This is a genomic window from Paenibacillus pasadenensis (genome assembly GCF_002864175.1).
In the GTDB taxonomy this organism is placed as follows: Bacteria; Bacillota; Bacilli; order Paenibacillales; family Paenibacillaceae; genus Paenibacillus_O; species Paenibacillus_O pasadenensis.
Genome location: NZ_NFEZ01000003.1, coordinates 239,184 through 262,658 on the forward strand (window position 1 = coordinate 239,184; position 23,475 = coordinate 262,658).

Below are 23,475 nucleotides of genomic sequence, written 5' to 3' on the forward strand. Positions count from 1 at the left end.
AGCTGCTGGACGGGATCTATCACGTCTAGAGGTCTCGCGCTGGCGCGAGCTGCTGGACGGAATCTATCATGTCTAAAGGTCTCGCGCTGGCGCGAGCTGCTGGACCAGCAAAAATCGATGTAGCTTCACGCGCTAACGACGCGTCAAACGCTTAGAAGCCTGGTTTTCGACTTTCCGACCAGCTAACGACGCCTCAGACGCTTACAAGTCACCAGGACCGTTATTTAGGCCGATTGGACTTCATTTTCCGCCTCTAAGCGTCTCACGAGTCGTTACGGTATGGAGAGAGCCGAAATCAGCGCTCTAGCGAGCTGATTCGTCGTTAGCTCCATGGACGACTTCGCTATTGGCTTCACAATCGAGAAGCAATCAGCTTCTCAACCGGCTTCTCAACCGAAGCTGCAGCCGCTGCGCAACCGGCAGCAGGCGCGCTTCGCTATCCCAAACTTGAAAACGCGCCAAAGCGGCGGGGCAGACGCCTCGCCGCTTTTTTCCATTCTCTCTACTTTATGCCTTGCCCTGCTTGCCTTGCCCTGCTTGCTTGGCGCTGCCTTGCGGAGCTAGTCGTTGCCGACCTCGCCGCACGCCGTCCTGACCATTGCCGCCCTTTTGGCTGCCGCCCTGACGGACCTCCTCCTGCTCCTCCTCCGACTGCCGGCCCGGGTCCGCCCTCATACGAGGCTCCATCCGCCGGAGTCGAGGTCGATCGTCAGCGTCCGTCCCGACCCGAGAGATTGGACCTGCAGCGAGCCTTGGCGCTCCTCGAAGGCGAACAACGCGCGCCATCCGCCGCGCAGCCCAGAGGCAGCGACCGCTGCTTCCGCTGCCGGCGCCTCTGCGCCTGCGGCTCCCGCTCCCGCAAGCTCCGCCCCTGCGGCTCCCGCCGTTTTCGGCGCGGCGCTGGAGCCGCCTCCTGCTCCAGCATCCGCCCCGACCGCCTCTCCCGGCGCTCCGAAGACGGCGGAGGCGAGCCAGAATATCCCCGGCTCGTGGCTCGAGCGCAGCATCGGGATGAACGTGCGCGGATGCAGCACATTCGTATTCGCCTGCGCCTGGATCAGCTCGCCGCTCCGCTCGCCGCCCGCGAGCAGCGCCTCGATCGCCACGGCTCCGCCTGCGCCCGAAGCGGCCGCCAGGCCCGGGCCCTGCTCGGCCTGCGGGTCGGCGAGATCCCGCCGCAGCGCGAAGCCGCCCTCGGCCGCGTCCAGCGGCCTGGCGCTTTCGATGCGGTGAATCCGCATATGCCAGGGCAGCCCCGCGACCAGCCAGGTGCGGATCTCGACGTCATGCCAAGGCTGCCAGCGCGCGTACAGGAACTCTCCGTCCACCTGCGACTCCTCGTTGCGCCGGCGTACCCGGTAGAGATTGTCCCGCTCGGACAGCGCCAGCATCGAGTCGAACGCGCCTTGGGCGAGCCCCCACTCCGCGCGCGGCACGCTGAAGCCGAAGACGGTCGAGTAGGCGAACTTCTCGTACTTGGCCGACGCATGCGTATGCTCGTTCGTTCCCGGATGGCCCGCGTTGAACGCCGCCACATGGCGGCCGCCGGCAGCGCGGCTCAGCACGAGGCGCGCCGGCCGCTGCGGACGGATCGCCTCCAGCGCAGGCAGCGCCAGCTCCTCGGCCGTCCAGAACGGATGATCCTGCGGCAGCGCCAGCGGCAGGAACGACTTGAGCGCCCAGTACGGCGAGCCCGGGGCGTTGTAGTTTTCGGCCATGACGAGGTTCGGATACGCGTACCCGATCGTCAGCACGCCGTCCGGTCCGAAGATCGGCTGCCGCAGCCACCAGCGCAGATGGCGCAGCAGCAGCCCTTTCATGACGCCCCACGGCAGCGCCTCGACGCCCGCATAGGCCAGCGCGCCCCAGAAGGCGGCCTGCGAGAAGCGGTACGACAGGCTCCGGCCGTACGGCAGCGCCGCGCCGTCCGCATCGAACCAGTGGACGAAGTCGAGGGCGAAGGCCGCGGCGCGCTCCCGGTATTTCGCCGAACGCTCCGGATCCTCTTGTCCCATCAGCACGCTGTAGAACAGGCCGTAATAGTGGAACGCGAACGGCACGTAGTAGTCCGCATGGGCGCCCGCGCCGTCCGCATACCAGCCTTCGCTCAGGTAGAAGGCGTCGATCCGGTCCAGATTGCGCTCCACGAGCGCCTCGTCCCAAGGAAGGCCGAGCTTGCGCAGCGCGAGGTTGACGATGACGGGGAAAAACAGCCAGTTGCAGTCCCAGACGGGATGTCCGCTCAACGAGGACAGCCAGGCGGCGACGCGCTGCTTGTCCGCCTCGGACAGCGGCTCCCACAGCCGCTCGGGCGCAAGCGCGAGCGCGAAGCCGAACGCGGCCGTCTCGACCATCTTCTGGTCGTAGTCGGCGAAGTCGCCCCAGTAATCGGGATGGGCGGGATCGGTGCCGGAGCGGAAGCCCCGGACGCAGCGCTCCGCCCAGTCCCGATCGTCCGCCGCCAGCTCCGAGCCGCGCTGTCCCGCAAGCAGGGGCGCCACGCCCCACAGCACGCGCGAGAAGCCTTCGAGCTGCGACACCTCGGGCGCGTAGCTCGCGCCGGTCGCTCCCAGCCGCAGCCGCGCGCCGCCTTCGCTGTAATGGGGCCGCAGCGGGGCGATCAGCTGGCGGACCGCCTCCTGCAGTTCGGCTCTCGTACGCAGCGGATTGTCCGCCGCCGGATGCCGGATCGATCCATGCATGACGGCCGCCCCCTATTCCCAGCCGATGACGTCGGCGCCGCGCAGGCGGGCCAGCGCCTCGACGAAGAAATAATCGCCGTAGATGAGCGGCACGTCGAGATGCTTGCGCTCGGGATAGTGGCTCGTGCCATGTCTCAGCAGCCCCTCCTCGGCCGGATCGTCCCAGGCGCCGCAGCGTTCGTCGAGCGCCCGCAGTAGGCGGACGCCCGCGCGCCAGTACGACGCGCTCTCGGCCGGCGGCACGAGGCCCGCGAGCAGCAGCAGCCCCGACGCCGCGCAGCTGCCGGCCGAGCTGTCGCGCAGATGCAGCGTGTCCTCCGGCGCGCGGAAGTCCCAGTGCGGCACCCCGTCCTCGGGAAGCTGGGACAGGAAATAGTGGGCCACGCGCTTGGACGCGTTCAAATAAGGCTCGCGGCCGGTATGATGATAGGCGAGAGCCAGGCCGTACAGCGCCCAGGCCGTTCCGCGCGACCAGCCGGATTCCGGCGACCAGCCCTGGCCGCCGAGCGCCTCGAGCGCCTCGCCCGTCTCGGGATCGAAGCGGACGATGTGGCGCACCGAGCCGTCCTCGCGTACGAAATGCTTCACGACCGTATCCATATGGGCGTTCGCCGCATGGCGGTAGCGCGGATCGCCGCTCTCGCGGGAAGCCCAGTAGAGCAGCGACGTGTTCATCGAGCAGTCGATGATGGCCAGTCCCGCGTTGTCGTCGCCCTCGAACCAGGGATTCCAGGCGCGGATGTAGCGTCCCTGCAGATTGAAGCGCCCCATCAAATACTGGGCCGCCTTGAAGGCGCGGCGGCGCGAGTCCTCCGCACCGGTCCGCTTATAGCGATAGACGCTCGTCGGCACCCACATGAAGCCGAGATCGTGGTCGAGCTTGTCGTAGCCGTCCAGCACGGCGTCGAGCCGCTCCTCGCATCGCTCGGCGATCTCCCTCAGCTCCGGAGCGCGCCCGCCCTCGTCGAGCAGCAGCAGCATGCCGGGCCAGAAGCCTGCCGTCCACCAATGCGGCGCTTCCAGCCCGTACGAGCCGCCCTGGCTCGCATGCGGGAATTCCGCGCCGATGCGCCTGCTGACGCGGAGCGTCTTGGCGAGCGCCCTTTCCCATGCCGCTTCCGCCCACTTCGCTCCCGCCTTGCGCTCGATATCCGCCATCGTCTCGTTACCCATCCTCTCGTTCCCCCTTTGTCATCTGCCGCTTCGCCGCGATCGTTCCTTCCGCCGGCCGCGCGGCCGGCAAAGGCACCCTCATCGTCACCGACGTTCCTCGTCCCGGGGACGAGTCTGCTTCGATCGCGAACCCTTCGCCATACATGAGCCGCATCCTTTCGCCGACGTTCGACAGGCCGATGCTCGCCTCCGCAGCCGACGCCTCCTGCGGACGCGGCTCCTCGAGGCGGCGCCGGAGCCCTTCCAGGCTCGGCTCGTCCATGCCCGCTCCGTCGTCCTCGACGCGCAGCAGCAGCCGCGCGCCGCCGGCCTCCAGCCGCGCCTCCACGCGCACCGTCCCTCCGCTGCGGCTGAGGCCGTGGAGGAGCGCATTCTCTACGAGCGGCTGCAGGATGAAGCGCGGCACCGGCACGAGAAAAGCGTCCGCGTCGATGTCCAGGACAAGATCGGCTCCCTCCTTCTGCCGCAGGTTCATGAGCTCCACATAATGCCGCAGCAGCTCGATCTCCTCATGCAGCGTGATCGCGGCCTCCTCCCGGCTGATCGTCATCCGCAGCAGCCGCGACAGCGAGGAGATCATCTTGGCGCTGTCGGCGTCGCCGGAGCGCAGCACCTTCATCCGGATCGAGTTCAGCACGTTGAACAGGAAATGAGGGTTGATCTGCGCCTGCAGCATCGCCAGCTCCGCCAGCCGCTTGCGCGCCTGGCCGGCCGAGATTTCCCGGATCATGTCCTGCACGCGGTCGAGCATCTGGTCGAACAGGATGCCGAGCCGTCCGATCTCGTCCGGCCCGCGCACGCCCGTCCGCATCTCCAGATTACCTCGCTGCACGGCGCTCGCCGCCTTGCCGAGATGGACGAGCGGATACGTCAGCCGGCGGATGATGCCGACGAGCAGCGCCAGCATCGCGACGAACAGCAGCAGCTGCGCCAGGAAGACGCGGTTGAAGATCTGGCTGATGTTGGCGATCGCCTCCTTGTAGGGCTGGACGGAGACGAGGCTCCAGCCGTTGATGCCAAGGCGCATCTCCGTCACGAGCCGCTTTCCGCCGTCCTCGCGGACGACGACCGATGCTGGGACGCCTGCATCGGCCGGCCGGACTCTGGCGAGCTGCGCGGAGCCGATGTCGCTCAGCTCCGGTCCCGACAGCACGGTGCCTTCTTCGTCCACGAGCAGCACCCGGCGCTCCTGCGCCACTTTTTCGAACTGGACGCGCAGCCGGCTCTCCATCGTCGTCACGACGACATAGCCGTAGATCGTCGAGTCGTCGAGCCGGAGCGTGCGCGCGACGCTCAGCTGGTACGGGCTGTTCTTCTTTTCGTACAGGAACACGGTCGGAGACGTCGGTATCCAGTAGCTCTGCAGGCCGATGAACGACTGCAGCTCCCCGAACCAGGCCTCCTCCCGGAACCGCCGGGGATGGAACTCGTCGGTCGAGTAGTTGGTGAACACCGTGCCGTCGGTGAGCAGGATGCTGATGTAGCTCCGGTCCCCGACGGCGCTCAGGCTCTCCAGCTGCTGCAGGATGCGGCTGCCGGCCGCGAACTTCCCGACCGGATCGGGCTGCTCGGACCCGAAGCGCACGTACCGCTTGAAATACCCCGTCATGTCCGGATTGAGCTGGATGTGGTTGGCGATCGTCAGCATGTCGCCGAGCTGCGTCTCGATGGAAGCCCCGGTCAGCTTCATCGCGTTCTCCGCATTCGCGATCGCCTGGCGCTGCACCGCGTCCTCGGCGAGCGAGCTGAACAGCAGCAGCGTCAGGAGCGCCGGCGCCAGCACGCAGACGACGACCGCAGCCATCAGCTTGCCGCGGATCGATCGGAAGCCCGGCAGCCTCCCGAAGCCGCCCTTCACGCCCGGCCGCCTCCGCCGGCCTGGCCGGCGCCCGCCGTGCGGTACTCCATCGGCGTCGCTCCCGCGTGGGACCGGAACGTCTTGATGAAGTAGCTCAGGTTGTCGTAGCCGAGCTTCTCGCCGATCTCGCCGACGGACAGCGCCGTATGCTCCAGCAGCTCCCGCGCCCGCTCCATCTTCTCGACCGTCACATGCTCGATGAACGTGCGCCCCGTCTCCTTCTTGAACAGCCGGCTGAAATAGCTCGCGTTGAGATGCAGCTGCCCGGCCACCTCCTCGAGCGCGATCCGCCGCTCCAGGTTCCGCGAAACGTAGCGGCAAGCCTCGGCCACCTCCGGCCGCGGCCCCGTTCCGCCTCGCTTCGGCGCGCTCGGGTAGTAGGCGTCGAGCCGCTCCGCCGTCCACTGCTCCAGGCTCCAGAGCGAGTCCGTCTCCACGATCTCCCGGTGCATCCGGTCGGCGCTGGGCGCGGCTCCGGCATACGGAATGCGCCGCAGGCCGAGCCTCAGATCGAGCAGCAGCTTCAGCATCCACTCCTTGACGGCATGCTCCGGATGCCGCTCCGCGCGGATGACGTCGATCCAGCGCCGCAGCGCCAGCCTGCGGGCGCCGGGATCGGGGCTGGCGACCGCGTCGCGGATTTCGGTCCGCGCCTCGTCGTAGCGGCTGAACAGATCCCCGCGTCCGGGCGCGACGGGCGTCAGCCGGGCGATCTCCCTTTCTTCAAGGTAGAAGCGCTGCTCGGTCGCCGCGAGCAGCTCCTTCATCCCCCGCCGCAGCTCCTCCGGGGTGCCCGCTCCCGTGCCGATGAGAGCGGCGAAGCGCACGCCCAGCACCCGCTCCAGCTCCCGCTGCAGGCGGACCAGCGTCTCCTCCGCCGCGCCGACCGGGCGGCTGTGGATGCCCCGCCGGAACGAAAACAGCAGGAACGTATGGCGCTGGCCGTAGCCGACATGGATCGCTCCCTCATGCTGGAGCAGCTCGCCGAGCACGTTGCCGATCGCAAAGTGAAGCGTCTGCTCGGAGGAGAAGCGCTCCTTGAGCCGCTCGTAGCTCTCCGTGCAGACGAGCGCCGGCAGCACATGCTCCCCTCCGCGCAGCAGCCCGTAGGCGGCCGCTTCCTGCTGCCACTGTCCGGAGCTGAGCAGCGGCTGCTGGATGAAGCTGCGGAAAAACTTCTCCTTGCCGAGCTCGCCCGCTTCCCGCATCACCTGCTTCATGCGCATATGCTCCCAGTCTGTCTCGAGCTTCGCGTCGAGCGCCTGCTTGAACTTGCGCAGCACCTCCTTGAGGTCGGCCGGGTCGAGCGTGTCCTTGACCAGATACTCCTGCACGCTCAGCCGCATCGCCTGGCGGGCGTAGTGGAAATCCGAATGGCAGGAGAGGATGGCCACGCACAATCCGGGATGCCGCTCCTTCATCCGGCGGCACAGCTCGAGCCCGTCCATCCGGGGCATGCCGATGTCGGTCACCAGCACGTCCGGCATGTCCCGCTCGGCATGCGCCCAAGCGGCGGCTCCGTTCTCGTACGCTCCGCAAAGCTCGAAGCCGAGCTCCGTCCAGTCGATCGCCTCGGACAGCAGCTCCAGCACGGGATAGTCGTCGTCGGCCAGCAGCACCTTGTACATCCGAGCCCCTCCCCTCCATCAAGGAAAGGGAAACGGGCAAGGGACCGAGTCCCCTGCCGCTTCCCCGCTTCGTTAGTTTTTGTTCGCGGCGATGATCTCGTCGACGCGTTTCTTGGAAGCTTCGATCGTCTTGTCGATATCCTGGCTGCCCAGGATGAGCTTTTCATACTCCTCGTTCAGCGCTTTGTACACCTCGCTCTGGTACGTCGCCGGCGCGATGATCTGGGACGCCTTGGATTCCAGCATGACCGTGACGAGCGACTCCTTGTCGACGAGCTCCGGATTTTTCGTGCCGGACAGGATCGTGTCGATCGTCGCGCTGACGTCTTCCGTCTTGACTCCGTTCCAGGCCGGGATGTTCTTGCCCTGCACGACCTGGCCTTCCGTCGTGTACCAGCGCACGAACTCATACGCCTCCTGCTGATGCTTCGACTTGCCGTAGACGGCGACGTAGTCGGTCGTCACCGGCGTCAGGCCGTTCTCGTCGGCCGCGTTCGTTTTCGGGAACGGCGCGACCGCGACGTTGAACGTCAGCGGCACCTTGTCCGTGCCGCCGATCTCCGTGTTCATCCAGGAGCCGATCGGGATCATGCTCGCCGTCTGGTTGAAGAACTGGTTCCGGTAGGCCAGCTTCTGAGAGATCATGTCCGCGTAAGGAACGGTCGACTGATCCTCCTTCTCCATCCGCACGCGCAGCTCGAGCGATTTGCGGAAGTTCGGGCTGTCGAGGTTCGACGTGCCGTCTTCCTTCAGGAAATCCGCGCCCTCCGGCTGGTTCTCCATGGCGATTTTCAGGAACTCCATCCAGCCGCCGTTCTGAGGACCGTGGAAATAGGCGCCGTAACGCTTCGACGGGCCGTCGCCCTTCGTCAGCGCCTTGGCATAATCGGCGAACTCGTCCCAGGTCCACTCGGTCGGAACGTCGAGTCCCGCCTCCGCGAGATGATCCTTGTTGAGCAGCACGTACCACGGGTTGAACTTGCCCGGCAGCGCGTACACCTTGCCGTTCAGACGGGTGTCGACCTTGTACTCCTCTTCGAGCTTGATGCCTTCCTTGGCGATGAAGTCGTCGAGCGGAGCGGCCATGCCGAGCGCCACCCGCTGCGCGTAGCCGGCCGGATCGGAGAACATCAGCACGTCGATCTGCTCGTCGGAGGCGGCCGCCAGGTCCAGCTTCTTGAACGCTTCCTGCGTATCGCCCTTCTCGCTCAGCTGCACGAGCTCGATCGAGACGCCGGGCTTCTTTTCCGTATAGGCGGCGAGCGTTTTTTGCCAATTATAAGCCTCTTCCGTGCCGTACGTATAGAGCCGCAGCTGGACCGGATCGCCGCTCGCGCCCGCCTGGCCGTCGTTGCCTGCGGCGGCCTGGCCTCCGTTGCCGCCGGCGTCCCCGTTGCCGCAGCCGGACAGCAGTCCGGCGACGAGCGCCCCTGCCAGCACGGTCGTCATCCAAGGTTTCGTTCTTGCCATATGCATTCCCCTCTCCGTTCTCGTTGGCTTGCTTCTTCATTATAGAAGCCGGCGCTCGCCGCCAATGTCGTTATCTTGACTGGAACTAGCGGCATTTTTACTTTTTTGGTTCCGTTTACATCCCCGGCCTCAGCCTTTGACGCCGCCCGTGGCGATGCCTTCGATGACGCTCTTCTGGCCGAGGATGAACACGATCAGCAGCGGCAGGATCGCCGAGACGGCCGCCGCCATGATGAGCGAGTAGAACTGGCCGCTCATGGAGGTGAACTTCTGCATCGCGAGCGGGATCGTGAACAGGGAATCGCTGCGCAGGAAGATGAGCGGGTTCTGGTAGTCGTTCCACGTCCAGATGAAGCGCAGGATCGCGTAGGTGGCGACGGCGGGGCGGACGAGCGGCAGCGCGATCGACCCGAACGTGCGCGGATGGCTCGCGCCGTCGATCTTCGCCGATTCGATCAGCTCGTTGTGCACCCCCATGAAGAACTGCCTCAGCATGAACGTGCCGAGCACGCTGAACGAGCCGAGCAGGATGAGGCCGAGATGGCTGTCGAACAAGCCGATGCGGCGGTACAGGATGAACTGCGGCACGAGGATCGCCTGATGCGGGACCATGTAGGTGGCGAGCACGATCAGGAACAGCGGCCCCGCCGCCTTGAAGCGGATTTTGGAGAAGCCGTAGGCGGCCAGGCTCGACACCGCCACCGAGATCGCCGTCGTGATCAAGGCGACCTGGATGGAGTTGAGATAGTAGCGCCAGAACGGATAGGAGCCGGCCCACACCTCCGAGTAGTTTTGGACGGCGTTCCATTGCTTCGGAATCCACTGGATCGGATAGACGAACACTTCCGATTCCGGCTTGAACGACGTCACGAGCATCCAGACGAACGGCAGCAGGAACAGGAGGCTGAGGACGAGCAGCGCGGCGGTCAGGATGCCTTTTTTCCAGCTGAATGCGGCGGCGGTTTCCGTCACTTGGTCTTCCCCCCCTTTAATAATTGACCCATTTTTTCTGGGCGGCCCACTGGCCGAGCGTGATGAGCAGCACGAACGCGAACAGCACGACGGCAATCGAGGACGCATAGCCGACCTTCAGGTTGACGAAGGCGGTGTCGTACAGGTACCAGACCATCATCGAGGTCGAGCCGATCGGCCCGCCCTGCGTCGTGACGGCGATGATGTCGAACACCTTGAACGTGCTGATGACGCCGGTGACGAGCAGGAAGAAGGACGTCGGAGACAGCAGCGGCACCGTGATCCGGGCGAACCTGACCCAGCCGCTCGCGCCGTCGATCTCCGCCGCCTCGTACAGGTCGCGCGGGATCGACTGCAGGCCGGCCATGTAGAGGATCAGGTTGAAGCCGATCGACGTCCAGACGACGATGAGCATGATCGAGGGCAGCGCGTAGTTCGGATCGGCGAGCCAGCCCGGCGGCTGGCTGAAGCCGAGCGCGCGCAGCATCTGGTTGACCGGTCCGTTCGACGGGTGGAACAGCACCTGCCAGACGACCGCGACGGCCACGATGTTGGAGATGTAGGGCATGAAGTACGCGACCTTGAAAAAGCCCTTCATATACACATGGCGGTCGATGACGACGGCCAGGATCATCGAGATCGCCATGTAGACCGGGACGGCGAGCAGGAAGATGACGTTGTTGCGGACGGATCGGAGGAACAGGTCGTCCCGCAGCAGCTTGTCGAAATTGTCCAGTCCGATCCACTTGATGCCGTCCCAGCCCTGGACGAAGTTCCAGTCCGCCAGGCTGAGGACAAACGTGGCTACGATCGGCAGCAGCACGAGCACCGTCACGCCGAGCAGCATCGGACTGACGAACAGCCAGCCCCACAGCTCCTCCCCCCGGCTTCTTCTCCGCGCCTTCGAGGGCGGGGCGGCGGCTTCGACCGCCGCCCCGCCAGTCGTCGTTGCTTTCATGAGGTCCACCTCGCCTTTGCACGATGGACGGCCATCCCGGCCGCATGCTCCCGGGATGGCCGCCTCCTCGTTCCAGTATAGGAAAAGCCCGCGCGACGCAGTGACGGTATTTTGATCTCGTTCACGCTCATTTTGACTGCTTGCGCAAGCGGCGGAAACGAAACAAGCAGCAGCCGGAGGACGGCTGCTGCAGGCAAGTCTCGGATGGCTTCCGCAGGCGGACGAGTCAGCGCTCCGGCGACTCGACTCCTACGGCAGGAAGCGCAGCGACAGCGAAATGGACGCGGACGAAGCTGCCGCGTCGACAGGGGCCGCCGTCTCGAAGGCCAGGCGGACGTAAGTTTCCTCCAGCCCGGAGTGGTTCGAGAACGAATGCCTCTCGATGCGGAGCTGGAGCGAGCCTGCGGGCCATGTAATGCGCATCCGGCGACGGCTCCCTTGCAGCAGCAGGCTGCCGTCCTCCTGCCCGAGCGGCTCGCAGCGGGTGATCAGCGCCGTCGCGAGCAGCGGCACGCCGTCCGGCCGCGCCGCGCCGGCGAGCTCCGGCAGGCGGAGCTCGTCGGTCAGCTCCAGCTCGGGCAGCTCCTGCTTGCGCCAGCGGAGGCGGCGGGTCAGCGAGGCGCCGAGAGGCAGCCCGTAGGCGGCGGCCAGCTCCAGGCGCAGCCGGTCCTCGGCGGCGCCGGCCTCCGCCTCCAGGATGCGGGCGAAGCGCTCCCTGCCCGGCAGCTGGGAGAGGCCGAGCGGCGACGGCAGCGAGTGTCCGTGCGCCCCGGCGCAGGCATAGCCGTACCGCTCCGGGCCGAAGTAGGCGGCCGTGTACTCGCCGCTGCCGAGATCGGCGGCGAAGTCCGGCTCTCCCTCCTCGACGAGCAGGAAATGGCCGAGGTCGAGATGGTTGTGCGGCTCGGCGTTGTGCCCGCCCTTGGCGGCGAAGCCGAAGCTCCCGCCGGCGCTGCGATGGCGGGAGACGAGCCAGCCGGCATCGGGCAGCAGCCAGCTGCCGCTCGGCCAGCTCTCCGGCGCCGGCGCGCCGCGCTCCGCCGGCGCCCTCCACAGCAGATTGCGCAGGGCCGGCGCGAAGCGGGCGCAGGGATCGTCGCCGAAGCGCCCCAGCACGGACGGCGGAGGCGACGGCAGGCCGGGATAGCGGCGGCTCAGATAGGCGGCCAGGCCGGGCATGGCTCGCTCATGGGGCTCGGCGTCCGAGAAATTGACGGTGCGGCTGCCGCATAGATAGGCTTTCTGCTGGAAGCCCGCGATCGCTTGCGCCTTCGGACCGTCCAGCAGATCGAGCCTGCCGCCGGTGCGCGCCCGCAGCAGATCGGCGAAATAGACATAGTAGCCGAAGCCGTACGTCCAGTAGCCGATTCCTTCCAGGCAAGCTCCGTCATCCCCGAAGCCCGCAAGGTAGGCATCCATCGAGCCGAGCGCCTTGGCGACGATCCGCTCCAGCCGCGGATCGTCGGCCGGCAGCGTCAGCAGCGCCGCCGCGCCGATCGAGCCGGCGCAGACGGCCGACCAGTTATGCTCGGCTGTCTCCCAGGGATAAGGCCCCTGCTCCAAATACGGGCCGAACAGACGCCGCTCGAGCTGCCCGGCGATCCGGCGGCGCAGCGGCTCGTCCAGAGCGTCGCCGCCCAGCACGAGCAGCTCCGCCAGCGCGAAGCCGGTCTCGGCCGCGAACAGGTCGATGCCGCGCTCGATCGCCTCGCCCTTCATATGCGCCGGCAGGCACCAGGTGTTCTCGCCCAGCACGGCGTCGATCGTCTGACGCAGCAGCGCCCGCGCGGAATCGCCGCCGAGGCCGAGCAGCGTCAGCAGCCCGAACGCCGTCAGCCGTCCGCGCCGCTCGAAATAGGCCGCTTCGTAGCCGAGCCTCCTGCCCTCGCGCTCGAACTCGGCATACAGCTCCTCCGTCAGCTGCGGCTCCGGCCGCTCCTGCAGGCGGGCCGCCTCGGCGCGCAGCTCGGCGATCGGCTCCGCGAGAGCGGGATCGGCCGCGATCGCGGCCCAGTCAGGCGCTTCGCCGTCCCGTCCGTAGAGCCCGGCAGCCGGATACGGCTCATAGAAGGCGATCTCCGTTTCCTTCGATCGGTCTGGCTGCAAGCGAGCACTCTCCTTTAGCGGTCCGCAGCAGCCGGCGGCGGTCCGCGAATCCATCGTTTCGATCATTTTAGCGCGAAAATGAACGGGCCGGTATCGGCTTTTTTACCCTTTTGACGGCGATATTGACTTTCGGCTCCGCCAGCGCGCCTCCTCGCGGATCGTCGAGTCCATGGCGGCCGGCGTTCTCCTACTCGAGATGCGGCTCCCACTCGCGGGCTGACGCCTCGTCATACAGCAGCCGCACCCGGTCCGGCGAGCGGCCCTGCTCATCGAACAGGACGAGCCGGTTGCGCTCCTGCAGCCAGGACATCGGAATCTTGTAGTCCTCCTGCGGTCCGATCTGCCAATATCGCCCGAGGTCGATGCCGTTCAGCCAGATCGAGCCCTTGCTCATGCCTGTCAGCCGCAGCTTGAGCCTCGGGCGCAGCGTCTCCGGCAGCGACGGCGCTGCGAACTCGCAAGCATGCCAAGCTGGAGTCCCGGCGGCGGCAGCCGCTTCTTTTCCGGCCGCCCTCGCCGCACCGTCCGCCCTCGCCGCTTCGGCTTCCTCAACCGTCGCTGCAGCCGCGCCGAGCCGGGCCGCCGCCTCCGGCCGCTCCTCTCCGATGCCGGCCATGCTCCAGCCTCCGACGCTGTCGGCGGAGCGGTAAGCCAGCAGCTCCAGGCGCGGGATCGGGGACTTGAAGTACGGCATCTCGATGATGTTGATGCCTTGCTGCACATACGCCGACAGATCGACCGTCCGGTGAGCGAACCAGTTCTGGTAGCCCTCGAGCGGCACGATCCGGCCGTTGACGCGAAGCGGAACGGCCACGGCGCCGACGAGCAGCGCCCGGTCCTGTCCGTCCAGGCTGAACATGCGGGACAGGCTCGGCTGCCCGTCGACGGCAGCGACCCGGTCCAAATGAACGGCCGCCTCCGTCTCGCCGTCATCGGCCTTCCAGCCCGCGCGCAGGTCGAGCGCCACGCCATCGACATATCCCGTGTCGAACAGCCCTTTCGGCTCGCCCAGATCGGGCGAGAAGTTCAAGCGGCCCATGTTCTGCACGAGCAGCTGCAGCCGATTGCTTCCTTGCCGCAGGGGAAGGCGGACGGCAGCCGAGCCGACCTCGCGGATCAGCGCGGCTTCGGTTCCGTTGACGAATACCCGCGCCGGATCCTCCAGCCTCGGCAGAATCAGCGTCGTCCAGCCCTCGCGCTCCCGCTCGATCTCGCAGCTGTACAGCAGATAGCCGTACGGCTGCCCCCAGCTCGTGAAGTCCCGAGGCCGATCGACCGGCATGCCGCCGATGCAGTCCAGCTCCAACGCCGCGCTCGACCAGTCCAGCAGCGCCGGAGGCTGCGGCAGGCGGGCGGCCGCACGGCTGACCGCGACCTGGAACTCCCCCTCGCCTGCGGGCGTCAGATCGACATCGTCGCAGCCGAACAGCCACCGCCCGGCGCCGAGGCGCCAGGTCCGGTCCATCTCGCTGCCGCTCAGCACGATCAGGCGCAGCGCTTCCCCGCCTATCGTCAGCTCGATCGTTTGCGGCTCGCGAAAATGGTAGAGGTCGAAGGAAACGGTTCTCCCGTCCGGACTCCAGGAGGCGAGCTGCGGCCGCTCGCCTGCGAGCCGGATCGGCGCGGCGGCGGTCAGCTCCACGAACGAGCGCAGTCCGTCGCGCGCATGGACGATCAGCGTCCGCACGCCGCCGACGGGCTCGTTGCAGGCGAGGCTCGCCGTGCTCGTCAGACGCAGCCCTCCGCCAATGTCGACGGAGACGAGCACGGGGGCGATCTCGCCGGGATGGACGATGACCGGCAGCGTCCTGCCGTCCTCCAGCGTCAGATGGAACGTCTCCCTTTCCTCTTTCCCGCTTTCGACGAGCAGCAGCCGCTGATCCCCCAGCCTCCTGCCGCGCACGTCCAGCCCTGCCGACGCCCTGACGGCGGCAGCATCCAGCGGCTCCGACTCCAGCAGGAACGGCTCGATGGCCTGCACGAGGCAGGCGAGCCGCTTCGCGGCGAAATATTTCGGCGTCGTCCGGCCGTACTCGTCGAGCGGCGCATCGTAGCCGTAGGAGGTGACCATGAACGTATCGCTCGCGCCGACCGTCCGGCCGCCGTATCCGGCGAAGTTCGTGCCGCCGAAAAACATGTAATGGCTGATCCCGGAAAATCCGGCCCGAATGATCTCGAACATCCGCTTCTCATACAGCTCCGGCGTTTTTTGAATTGCGGCCGGCGCTCCCCAATGCTCGAACCATCCGCTCCAGAACTCGGTCACGATTTTCGGAGCATCCGGCTGCTTCCGGGCGAGCTTGTCAAAATGCGAATCCGCCCCGCTCCAGAAGTTCGCGCCTTCCACCGCCCCCTCTACGCCGCCGGCGCAGGTGATCAGCGGCACCTCGATGCCCCGCCGCAGCCAGCCGTCCCGCAAATAAGCCATGTACGGCCGGCTGGCCTCGTCATCGGCCAGATAGCCGTATTCGTTCTCGACCTGGACGAGAATGACGGTGCCGCCGGCACCGAGCTGGCGGTCCCGGATGATTTCGCCGATCCGGTCGAAATAGATGTCCACGGCGCGCAGGAACGTCTCGTTCGCTTCCCGGAAGCGGATGCCCTCCTTGCGGCTGAGCCACCACGGGAAGCCGCCGAAGTCCCATTCGGCGCAGATGAACGGCCCCGGTCTGACGATGACCCATAGGCCGAGCTCGGCGCACAGGTCGAGGAACGCTCCGCAGTCTGCATCGCCCTCGAAGCGCCACTGCCCCTCCTCCGGTTCATGGACGTTCCAGGCGAAGTACGTGTCGATGCTGTTCATCCCCGCCAGCTTCGCCTTGACGAGCGTCTCCCGCCACTCCGCGCGCGGCATTCGAAAATAATGGATGGAGGCGCTTTGGAGGAAGACCCGCTCGCCATCGATGACAAAGCTTTTGCGGTCGAAGTCGACTCTCGACTGCCGCTGGCCGGCAGATCTGGATAAGGATAAGGATTTCATAAAGGTGTACGCCTCTTTCTGTCTGGATGGGATCGGCAGCCCGGCCGGTTACCCGACGATGCCGGACTGCTCCAGGTTTTCGACGATCCGCCGTTGCGCGAAGAAATACAGGATCAGGAGCGGCAGCAGGAAGATGAGAGCCGCCGCCTGCTTGACGGCGTCGAACGCGAACGTCGTCGCGCCCGGCACGTCGTACCAGGTGCGGACCGCGTACAGGATGTTGTTTACGTTCGCAGGAGCGAACGTCGTCGCCAGCTTGATGCTCAGGTACGGGCCATCGGGATGGAAGTAGCCGGTATAGTACGTATCTCCGTAGTTCCATACGAAAGCGAGGATTCCGACGGTCATGATCGCCGGAAGCGCGTTGGGCAGCCCGATCTTGAAGAACGTCCGATAGAAGCCGCAGCCGTCGATATAAGCCGCTTCCTCGAGCTCGGCCGGCATCCCCTTGAAAAACTGGCGGAAAATGAAGACGAACATGCTCTGCTTCACGCCGAAGCCGAGCAGCGCGATCGCGTACAGCGTATACGGCTGGTTGATCAGGTCGATCGGGCCGCCGCCGAGCGCCGAGGCGATCCCCAGGACATCGAAGTTTTTGAAGCTCAAGTATTGCGAGATGAGCAGCGACTGAGGCGGGACGACGAAGGACAGGATGACGAGCCCCATGACGGCGTTCCGGCCCCAAAAACCGATCCGGCCGAGCGAATAGCCGGCGATGGCGGACATGAAGATCTGAATCAAGGCGATCGCCGCCCCATAGGCGACGGACTGCAGCAACGGCAGGCCGTTGCCGAAGACGAGCCGCATCGCAGCCCGGAAGCTGTCTACGGACAGCTCGATCGGCACCCAGATGACGTCGGGATTGCCGAGATCCTCGAGGTTGTTGAACACGAACGGAATCAGCTTGATCAACGGATACAGGATGGCGAACCCGAGCCCGATGACAAGCGAATAGAAGAAATACCCGATGACGATGCCGCGGATCGCCTTCTTGAGCCGATAAGCCTGGACTGGATTTTTCGTCCGCGTTTCACTTTGCAGCATGGCTCAGCTTCACCACCCGGTTCATGATCAGCATCAATAGCAGCAGGTCGGCCAGCACGTTGACGAGATAAACGACCGACAAGGCGGAGCCCGCGCCGATATTGTTCTTGTTGAAGGCGAAATAATAGATTTCCGTGGAAATCGGAGACTTGAGGAACATGTCGACGAACGTATAGATCAGCGCGAACAGCGAGATGTTGCCGACCAGCGGCAGCGTAATCTTCCAGAAGATCTCGTAGCTGTTGGCGCCCTCGATCTTCGCCACCTCGTAGAGCGACGGGTTGATGGACTGCAGTCCGGCGAGGAAGATAAGCGTCTGCACGCCTGTCTGCGAGAGCAGCAGGAAGATGTTCGTCGCCAGATCCGAGATGAACATCGTAATGTCCCGGGGCAGGAACGTGTACTCCCTCAGGAAATCGAAGATCATCTCGTTGTCGATGGTGCTGTCGACGGCCGCATCGGCCACGTCCCCGCCTGTCGAGACCATGATCAGGTCGACGACGACCTTCAGTCCAAGCACGATCGGCAGGAAAAAGACGACCCTCGCCAGTCCCTGGCCCTTGAACTTCACGTTGACCAGAATCGCGCAGAACAGGCTGAAGACGACGATGACCGGCGTGTTGATGAAAATATTGACGTTCTCGTCGGAGAACACCCTCAGGAACGGCTGGCTCTGGCTCGATACCTCGACATTGAAGAGATTCGTAAAGTTGTCGAGGCCGACATACCGGAGCGCCATGCCGCCCGTTTCCGCCACGCCGACTTCATGAAAAGCGTACTTGATCGTACTGGCCAGCGGCGTGACGAAAAACAGGCCGAACCCGATCAGCCACGGCAGCACGAACACGATGCCATGGATTTTCTGCATCGTTTGGTAGGAGAGGCGCGATCTCTTCCGAATCTTTTCTGCCGCACCCGGCATGGCATTACCTCCTTACGGCGTTGGCTGGATGACATAGCCAAGAGCGTCCAGATTCGATCCGGCTGCTGCGACCGGAAATTTATTGTAGTTGACGATGACCGAGGCGCCCGAGGCATAGGTCGTTTCGAACACATTATCCGCAAGCATCCGATGGCCGACGATCTCCTTGGAGCCGATCGCCGCCAGCCCCTCGCTGTATTCGGCGTATACGGCCTTGATCTCGTCGGCGAGGACGGCGTACTGCATGGAGAAGTAGTCGCTGTACTCCGAGTTTTTGAGGACGTCGACGTTCTCCGCGCTGATCGTGAACTTCGGCAGGCTGCCGAGCTCGAACGCCTGCAGGAGGAAGTAATCGCTGCGATCCGCCGCAAGGTTCACGTCCAGCGTCGTATATTCCGTCAACCCGTTCATGACGAGCTGCCGGAACGGAATCGAGCTGTACATCGTCGCATAGCCGCTGCTCTCCCGGGAGATGTCGGAGGCATACGCCGCATACCCGATCCGGTCGATGGCCGGATTTTCGAGGATGAGCTTCTTGCGGGCGGACAGCTTCTTCAGGTTCTCCTCGACGATGCCGCGGCTGATGACCGGATCGACGATTTCACGCGGATTGTAGCTCGCATAGTAGGTCGAGCCCATGTCGCCGAGCGAGAGATTCGGATACGCCTGCGAGTCCTTGAGGAATTTGTCCACCGTGTCGCTCAAACGAAGCGGATGGAGCAGATAGCGGCCTCGGCTGTCCGGATCGAAATTGCCGAAGGCATAATTGTACTTGCGGATCTCGACCGGCTTGCCGTCGTATCCGTACAAGGCGTTGCTTTTCGGCCAGAAGCCTCCGCTCGTGTCCGCCACCCGCATCAGATCGGCGTGGAGGAACAGCGAGCCGTTCCCGCTCTCGACCTGCTTGCGCAGCGCCTCCAGCTCCTTCCTGCTGCCGTTCGCTCCGACCAGCTCCGCCTTGTTCCCGATCGTGTTGTCCATGCCTCCGTTGAAGACGCCCTTGTAGTTCACGACCGCGTTCACGTCCTGCAGATCCTTGACGATGTCCAGCAGCTGGCTGTATGTCGTCATGGAATACGGCTCGGTATACGGGACGCCGAGCCTCCTCTTCTCCAGCGTGACCGTTCCGATCACGTCCAGGAACAGCTTCGGCTCCGTCGAATAGGCCGGCTTCAGGCCGTAGGTGTCGATCAGATGCTGGCGATACGTCCGGGCCAGATCGTAATAGTCGACCTTCCCGGCGAACAGCTTGTAACGGACCGTGTAGTCGACCGGGATCAAGCCGGTGTCCGCCAGGAAGCGAGCCTCGTTGTCGCTGTAAGGCCCGAACACCTTCACCCGCGAATACTGCGTGGAGTCGAAGGAGCTGTACACCTTGTTGTACAGCGAGCCTCCCGCCGAAGCGTCCTTCGTGCCGAGCTGCACCTTCACGTAGCCGAGCTCCGCGCCTTTTTCGACGATGCCCAGATGTCCTTGGGATCTCCCGCGGAGATCGGTCGCGTACAGGCCGAACACCGGCATCGACAGCGTTTCGGGATATTCCGGCAGCTCGTATAACGTGTTGTAGTAGGTATTGTCGTACAGCGGACGCTCGTATTCCGGGAACTTGCCGTTGAACGTATTGATCTGGAACAGCGCGCCCGCCCCGTCCGGCACGACGATCTGCCCGTCCTCCGCCTTCTCGGCCGACACCAGTCCGAACGCAGGAAGCACGCTGATGTTCTGGATCGTGTAGAAGTCGTTGTCTCCCTCGATCGAGTAGGACGGCACGCGGACGACGAGATCGCCTCGATCGAGCTTCGCCTCCATCGTCACGACGAAGCGGGCCGGCTGCGCGATCGTGACCGAAATGCCATACTGCTGGCTGTCCGCCAGCAGCATCTCGGTCGTATAGCCGACCGCCTTGGAGAACTGGATCAGATCCTTCACGAGCGAGAGCGGCGGCAGCCCGGAAAACTTGAAGAAGTAGAGGCCGTTGTCCTCATCCCGCTGATACGCGATGGAGAGCGACTCTTCATGCTTTTTCGCCTGAGCCTCCGTCAGCTTTCCCTGGCTCACCGCCTGCTCCAGCTTTTCGAGGAAGAGCTTCTCGTAATGTTCGATCGAGATTTTCTGCGGCAGGTACTCCTGCAGGCGGTACGATTCCGATTCAAAAAAATCAAACACGATCTGCACGCCGCCGTCGATCCGGTTCAGCGTGTAGCGGCCGTTCTGGATCGCGTACTTGTACGCATCCCATTCGTACATCGCGCTGTCCTTGCCGAGGAACCGGATGAGGAGCGGGGATTTTTCGGCATCCCCGCTCTTGCCGTCCTCATACAGGCTGTTCCACGTCGCTCCGCTTTGCGCGTCCACGACTTTCAGATTCAGCGTGCGGGCGTCGAGGTACAGCTCCCTGCCTTCGTTTTGGGCCAGCAGCACCGTGCCGGCCCCCTTGTCGATCTCGCCCGTCGCGGGCGACAGTCCCGCCCGCTCGTATTCCGGCAGCGGCTGCCGTCCGATGCTGTAATGCTGGACGACGGAGGGGAGATAAGCGATCGCGGCGGACGCCAGCACGGCCAGCAGCGCGAGCGCCAGCGCCATCCGGCCCGCGGCCTTTTTTCGGAAGGACGCCGCTTCGCGCAAATCCTTCAGCATGTCGTCACCACCTCTTTGATAGCTCCAGGAACACGGCATAGACGAATCCGACGACTTTCCCGATCAGCGTGAAATAGAGCATCGACAGGAAAAGAATCAGAACCGCCGAGGCGCATGATGCGGCCAGCGTCACGATGTTGACGAGAGCCGAATATTCATGCGTGACGGTCAAGCCGCAGAACAGCAGGAACGCAAACCATACGGTCCCGATCGCCGTAAACGCCTGCAGCAGCCCCGCCTCCTCCTGCGTCACGACATTGCTCAGCGCGATGCCGGCGAGGTCGAACGCCAGCTTCGGCAGGAGCGCATAGCTGAGCACGATGTAGATGTCGCCGATCGTGCCGTTGCCGTCGAACAGCGTCGTCACGCTCCAATTGCTGAGCAGGAACAACAGGAACGGAAACAGCGTCGTCACGAAGAGGGCGATGCTGTTCATCTCGAACAGCGGGAAGTAGTTCAGGATGAAGCCGGTGTACTGATAGCTCAAGATGCCCGTCAAGCCGCAAAGGAGCATGATGATCGTCGCCAGCGCGAAATTCCGTTTGCCCAGGAACTTCACCTCGTAGAACCCGTCGAACGGATGGAAGAGCACGCGGAGCATAGACTTGCCGTCTTCGACAATTCCGGTCATAAGTCGCGATCCTGCCTTTCTTTCGAGAACATGATGGAGCCGACGCATCGATCAGCCGGTCTTTCGGTTGTACCGGTATTCCGAATAGAACAACAGGACCGCGAACGCGACGAACACGAGGACGAACCACAGGAAATGATGCTGGATGAACAGGTTGCGATACTCCGCGAACGCCTGCGAATAATAGCCGCGGCTGTTGCCGAGCTTCGTGTAGTACATCGCCTCGTCGAACTCGTCCTGCATCAGAAGGTTGCGGCCGACTCCCGTATAGGCGATGTCGTAGTTGGCGTTGCGCTCGAGCGTGTCCAGGTAGGCTCCGCCCGCCGCTTTCCAATTCCCGTTGAAATACTGCTTCTCCGCTTCCAGCGCGGCCGCTCCGAACTCCGTCGGCTGGAACACGGACGCGCTTCCGAATTGCCGGTCGAGCAGGATCAGCCGATCTCCGAACCAGGCGATCGAGGTCGGCTCCTTGACGTTCCCCTTCAGGTTGCCGATCGAGTTGAACACGTTCATGATGTCGCCCTCGAAGTTGTAAAGGAACACCCGGCCCATCGTCTTGTCCAGAAGCGCGTACACGCCGTAATCGGAAACGGCGATGTCGACGAACTGGCTTTCCTGGCCCGTGACCCGCGTCAGATCGCCCATGACGGGGAAATATCCGTTCTGGACGAGGATGTTCTCCCCCTTCGAGTTGAACCGGAACACTTTGTTCTGCGCGGACGGGTCGAACGTCGTCGCATAGATGAGTCCTTCCGCATCGATGCTGATGTTGTTGAAGGAAGGCGCGAACAGCTTTTTCATCTTTTCCTTCTGCTGGCTGGAGGCCAGCGACTTCCAGAAGAAGTCCGCCAGATCGACCCGCGGCTTGTTCAAGCCGAAATACCGGGAGAAGGACCCGTCGGGCTGGATCTCGATGATGCCTTCGTAGCTGCCCTGCACGACGACGCTGATTTTCCCGTTCTTGTCGACGACGAGCTTGGATGGCTTGAACAGGGTCGCTCCGACCATGTTCTCCGGCCTCTCGATCGTCCGCTTGAACGCATAGGTCATCCCGTCCAGGACGACGATCCGCTCCGCGCCCGTGTCCGCGATATACAGCTCCTCGGACGCCTCGCTGTAGAACACGCCCTCCGGATTCGTCAGCATCAGCTGCTTGCCGGTCGCTTCGCTCACCATGATCTTGCCGGCTCCGTCGCGGATGAGCTTGATCGACGCTGCGAAACGGAGCTGGGCATCAAAGACGCTGATGCGGCTTTCCGTCGCGTCCGCCACAAAGATCCGGTCTTCGGAGACGAAGACATCATCGAAGCTTCCGACCTTGATCGGCTCCATGTCCCGGCTGTCCAGCGTATCGACCAGCTCGAACGCCGGGGGACTTCGCTTGACGTTCCCCCAGGCGTCGTACGTGTAATTGCTTTCGAACGTCGTGGCGGCATGCGCGCTCGCCAGCGGCCAGATCAAGCAGAGCACGGCCGCGATGCCGGCCGCCCGCAACGTTTTCATCATCGCGGAACCCTCCTCTCCGTCGTTATTCCTTGATGCCTGCCGAGGCCATCGTCTGGATGACGTTGCTCTGCGAAAAGATGAAGACGGCCACCGGCACGACCAGCATGATCAGCGTCACGGCCGAGGCGACCCCCGTGCGGGCTACGCCGGCATTGACGATCTGCGCCAGCGCATAGCTGATCGGCTTCAGCTTCTCGCTGAAGATGAAGCCGCCGCCCGTCGTCCCCCAGAAGTTCTGGAACGAGAGGATGATGAGAGTGATCCAGGCCGCCTTGGACAGCGGCATCATGACTTTCCAAAAGATCGTGAACTCGCTCGCTCCGTCGATCTTGGCCGCCTCGATCAGCGCGTCGGGCACCTGGACCATGAAGTTCAGCATGAGGTACAGTCCGAGCGTCGAGCCGACCGAGGGCAGGATGACCGCCCAGTAGCTGTCGATCATATTCAGCTTCGACATGATGACGTAGTTCGGCAGCGCGGTGACGGTGCCGTTGAACATGAGGGAGTAGACGATCAGCTTCGACATCGTCTTCGAGCCGGGAAAGACGTATTTGGCCAGCGGAAAAGCCGCCATCGAGCCGATGATGACCGTGCCCGCCGTGCCGGCCGCCGTAAGGAACAGCGTATTGAACAGATAGCGGGACATCGGGATCCAGGAGTTGCCGATGATGATGAGCAGATCCTGGAAGTTCGTCAGCGTCGGGCTCAGCACGAACAGCTTCGGCGGGAAGAGGAAAATCTCGTTGAGCGGCTTGAACGCGTTGTTGAGGATGAACACAAGCGGCCAGACGCTGAACAGGCCGAACAGGCCGAGGAAAAACGTCAGGCTCATGTCGCCCAGGATGCTTCGGTTCCTTCGCCTGAACTTTCGCGACAAGTACGCTTTTT

16 protein-coding genes are annotated in these 23,475 nt (G+C 64.3%); all 16 read right to left on the minus strand.

The window, feature by feature from the left end:
• Positions 1-507: 507 nt before the first annotated feature.
• Positions 508-675, minus strand: a complete 168-nt coding sequence (locus tag B8V81_RS25120; RefSeq protein ID WP_153783927.1) for a hypothetical protein — start codon at positions 673-675, stop codon at positions 508-510.
• Positions 672-2,702, minus strand: coding sequence for a DUF2264 domain-containing protein (locus B8V81_RS04825; protein WP_101807879.1), 2,031 nt, complete (start codon positions 2,700-2,702; stop codon positions 672-674). Before B8V81_RS04825 ends, B8V81_RS25120 begins: the two co-directional genes overlap by 4 nt.
• Before the next feature lie 12 nt (positions 2,703-2,714).
• Positions 2,715-3,875, minus strand: a complete 1,161-nt coding sequence (locus B8V81_RS04830; protein ID WP_244912719.1) for a glycoside hydrolase family 88 protein — start codon at positions 3,873-3,875, stop codon at positions 2,715-2,717.
• Positions 3,868-5,733, minus strand: a complete 1,866-nt coding sequence (locus B8V81_RS04835; RefSeq protein ID WP_244912720.1) for a cache domain-containing sensor histidine kinase — start codon at positions 5,731-5,733, stop codon at positions 3,868-3,870. The genes B8V81_RS04830 and B8V81_RS04835 overlap by 8 nt, the downstream gene beginning before the upstream one ends.
• Complete coding sequence (locus B8V81_RS04840) at positions 5,730-7,361, minus strand: response regulator transcription factor (protein ID WP_101807880.1); 1,632 nt, start codon at positions 7,359-7,361, stop codon at positions 5,730-5,732. The genes B8V81_RS04835 and B8V81_RS04840 overlap by 4 nt, the downstream gene beginning before the upstream one ends.
• A 72-nt stretch (positions 7,362-7,433) precedes the next feature.
• Positions 7,434-8,831, minus strand: coding sequence for an ABC transporter substrate-binding protein (locus B8V81_RS04845; RefSeq protein ID WP_028597633.1), 1,398 nt, complete (start codon positions 8,829-8,831; stop codon positions 7,434-7,436).
• A gap of 129 nt (positions 8,832-8,960) precedes the next feature.
• A complete protein-coding gene (locus B8V81_RS04850) occupies positions 8,961-9,764 on the minus strand; it encodes a carbohydrate ABC transporter permease (RefSeq protein ID WP_043110945.1) in 804 nt (267 codons plus the stop codon).
• A gap of 55 nt (positions 9,765-9,819) precedes the next feature.
• Positions 9,820-10,761 carry a carbohydrate ABC transporter permease gene (locus B8V81_RS04855; protein WP_101807882.1) on the minus strand — a complete coding sequence of 314 codons (942 nt, stop codon included), beginning with the start codon at positions 10,759-10,761 and terminating at the stop codon, positions 9,820-9,822.
• A gap of 249 nt (positions 10,762-11,010) precedes the next feature.
• Positions 11,011-12,867, minus strand: a complete 1,857-nt coding sequence (locus B8V81_RS04860; protein ID WP_101807883.1) for a heparinase II/III family protein — start codon at positions 12,865-12,867, stop codon at positions 11,011-11,013.
• Between the two features lie 187 nt (positions 12,868-13,054).
• The gene (locus B8V81_RS04865) at positions 13,055-15,847 is read right to left on the minus strand and encodes a beta-galactosidase (RefSeq protein WP_101807884.1); all 2,793 of its coding nucleotides are present in this window, start codon (positions 15,845-15,847) and stop codon (positions 13,055-13,057) included.
• 48 nt (positions 15,848-15,895) lie between these two features.
• Complete coding sequence (locus tag B8V81_RS04870; protein ID WP_028597630.1) at positions 15,896-16,891, minus strand: carbohydrate ABC transporter permease; 996 nt, start codon at positions 16,889-16,891, stop codon at positions 15,896-15,898.
• Positions 16,878-17,813 (minus strand): carbohydrate ABC transporter permease, encoded by a 936-nt coding sequence (locus tag B8V81_RS04875; RefSeq protein WP_028597629.1) that lies wholly within the window; start codon positions 17,811-17,813, stop codon positions 16,878-16,880. Before B8V81_RS04875 ends, B8V81_RS04870 begins: the two co-directional genes overlap by 14 nt.
• Positions 17,814-17,825: 12 nt before the next feature.
• Positions 17,826-20,450: a DUF5696 domain-containing protein gene (locus tag B8V81_RS04880; RefSeq protein WP_028597628.1), complete on the minus strand. Its 2,625-nt coding sequence runs from the start codon at positions 20,448-20,450 to the stop codon at positions 17,826-17,828.
• A gap of 4 nt (positions 20,451-20,454) precedes the next feature.
• Positions 20,455-21,081, minus strand: coding sequence for a YIP1 family protein (locus tag B8V81_RS04885; protein ID WP_028597627.1), 627 nt, complete (start codon positions 21,079-21,081; stop codon positions 20,455-20,457).
• A 51-nt stretch (positions 21,082-21,132) separates the two neighbouring features.
• Positions 21,133-22,587, minus strand: a complete 1,455-nt coding sequence (locus B8V81_RS04890) for an NHL repeat-containing protein (protein ID WP_028597626.1) — start codon at positions 22,585-22,587, stop codon at positions 21,133-21,135.
• A 22-nt stretch (positions 22,588-22,609) separates the two neighbouring features.
• Positions 22,610-23,419 (minus strand): carbohydrate ABC transporter permease, encoded by an 810-nt coding sequence (locus tag B8V81_RS04895; protein ID WP_127464327.1) that lies wholly within the window; start codon positions 23,417-23,419, stop codon positions 22,610-22,612.
• Between the last annotated feature and the right edge of the window lie 56 nt (positions 23,420-23,475).

Excerpts from the sequence above, each read along its gene's own strand:
- B8V81_RS25120 (WP_153783927.1), bottom strand. The coding sequence starts at position 675 with ATGAGGGCGGACCCGGGCCGGCAGTCGGAGGAGGAGCAGGAGGAGGTC.
- B8V81_RS04825 (WP_101807879.1), bottom strand. The coding sequence starts at position 2,702 with ATGCATGGATCGATCCGGCATCCGGCGGCGGACAATCCGCTGCGTACG.
- B8V81_RS04830 (WP_244912719.1), bottom strand. The coding sequence starts at position 3,875 with ATGGGTAACGAGACGATGGCGGATATCGAGCGCAAGGCGGGAGCGAAG.
- B8V81_RS04840 (WP_101807880.1), bottom strand. The coding sequence starts at position 7,361 with ATGTACAAGGTGCTGCTGGCCGACGACGACTATCCCGTGCTGGAGCTG.
- B8V81_RS04845 (WP_028597633.1), bottom strand. The coding sequence starts at position 8,831 with ATGGCAAGAACGAAACCTTGGATGACGACCGTGCTGGCAGGGGCGCTC.
- B8V81_RS04855 (WP_101807882.1), bottom strand. The coding sequence starts at position 10,761 with ATGAAAGCAACGACGACTGGCGGGGCGGCGGTCGAAGCCGCCGCCCCG.
- B8V81_RS04865 (WP_101807884.1), bottom strand. The coding sequence starts at position 15,847 with ATGAAATCCTTATCCTTATCCAGATCTGCCGGCCAGCGGCAGTCGAGA.
- B8V81_RS04870 (WP_028597630.1), bottom strand. The coding sequence starts at position 16,891 with ATGCTGCAAAGTGAAACGCGGACGAAAAATCCAGTCCAGGCTTATCGG.
- B8V81_RS04875 (WP_028597629.1), bottom strand. The coding sequence starts at position 17,813 with ATGCCGGGTGCGGCAGAAAAGATTCGGAAGAGATCGCGCCTCTCCTAC.
- B8V81_RS04880 (WP_028597628.1), bottom strand. The coding sequence starts at position 20,450 with ATGCTGAAGGATTTGCGCGAAGCGGCGTCCTTCCGAAAAAAGGCCGCG.
- B8V81_RS04885 (WP_028597627.1), bottom strand. The coding sequence starts at position 21,081 with ATGACCGGAATTGTCGAAGACGGCAAGTCTATGCTCCGCGTGCTCTTC.
- B8V81_RS04890 (WP_028597626.1), bottom strand. The coding sequence starts at position 22,587 with ATGATGAAAACGTTGCGGGCGGCCGGCATCGCGGCCGTGCTCTGCTTG.
- B8V81_RS04895 (WP_127464327.1), bottom strand. The coding sequence starts at position 23,419 with ATGAGCCTGACGTTTTTCCTCGGCCTGTTCGGCCTGTTCAGCGTCTGG.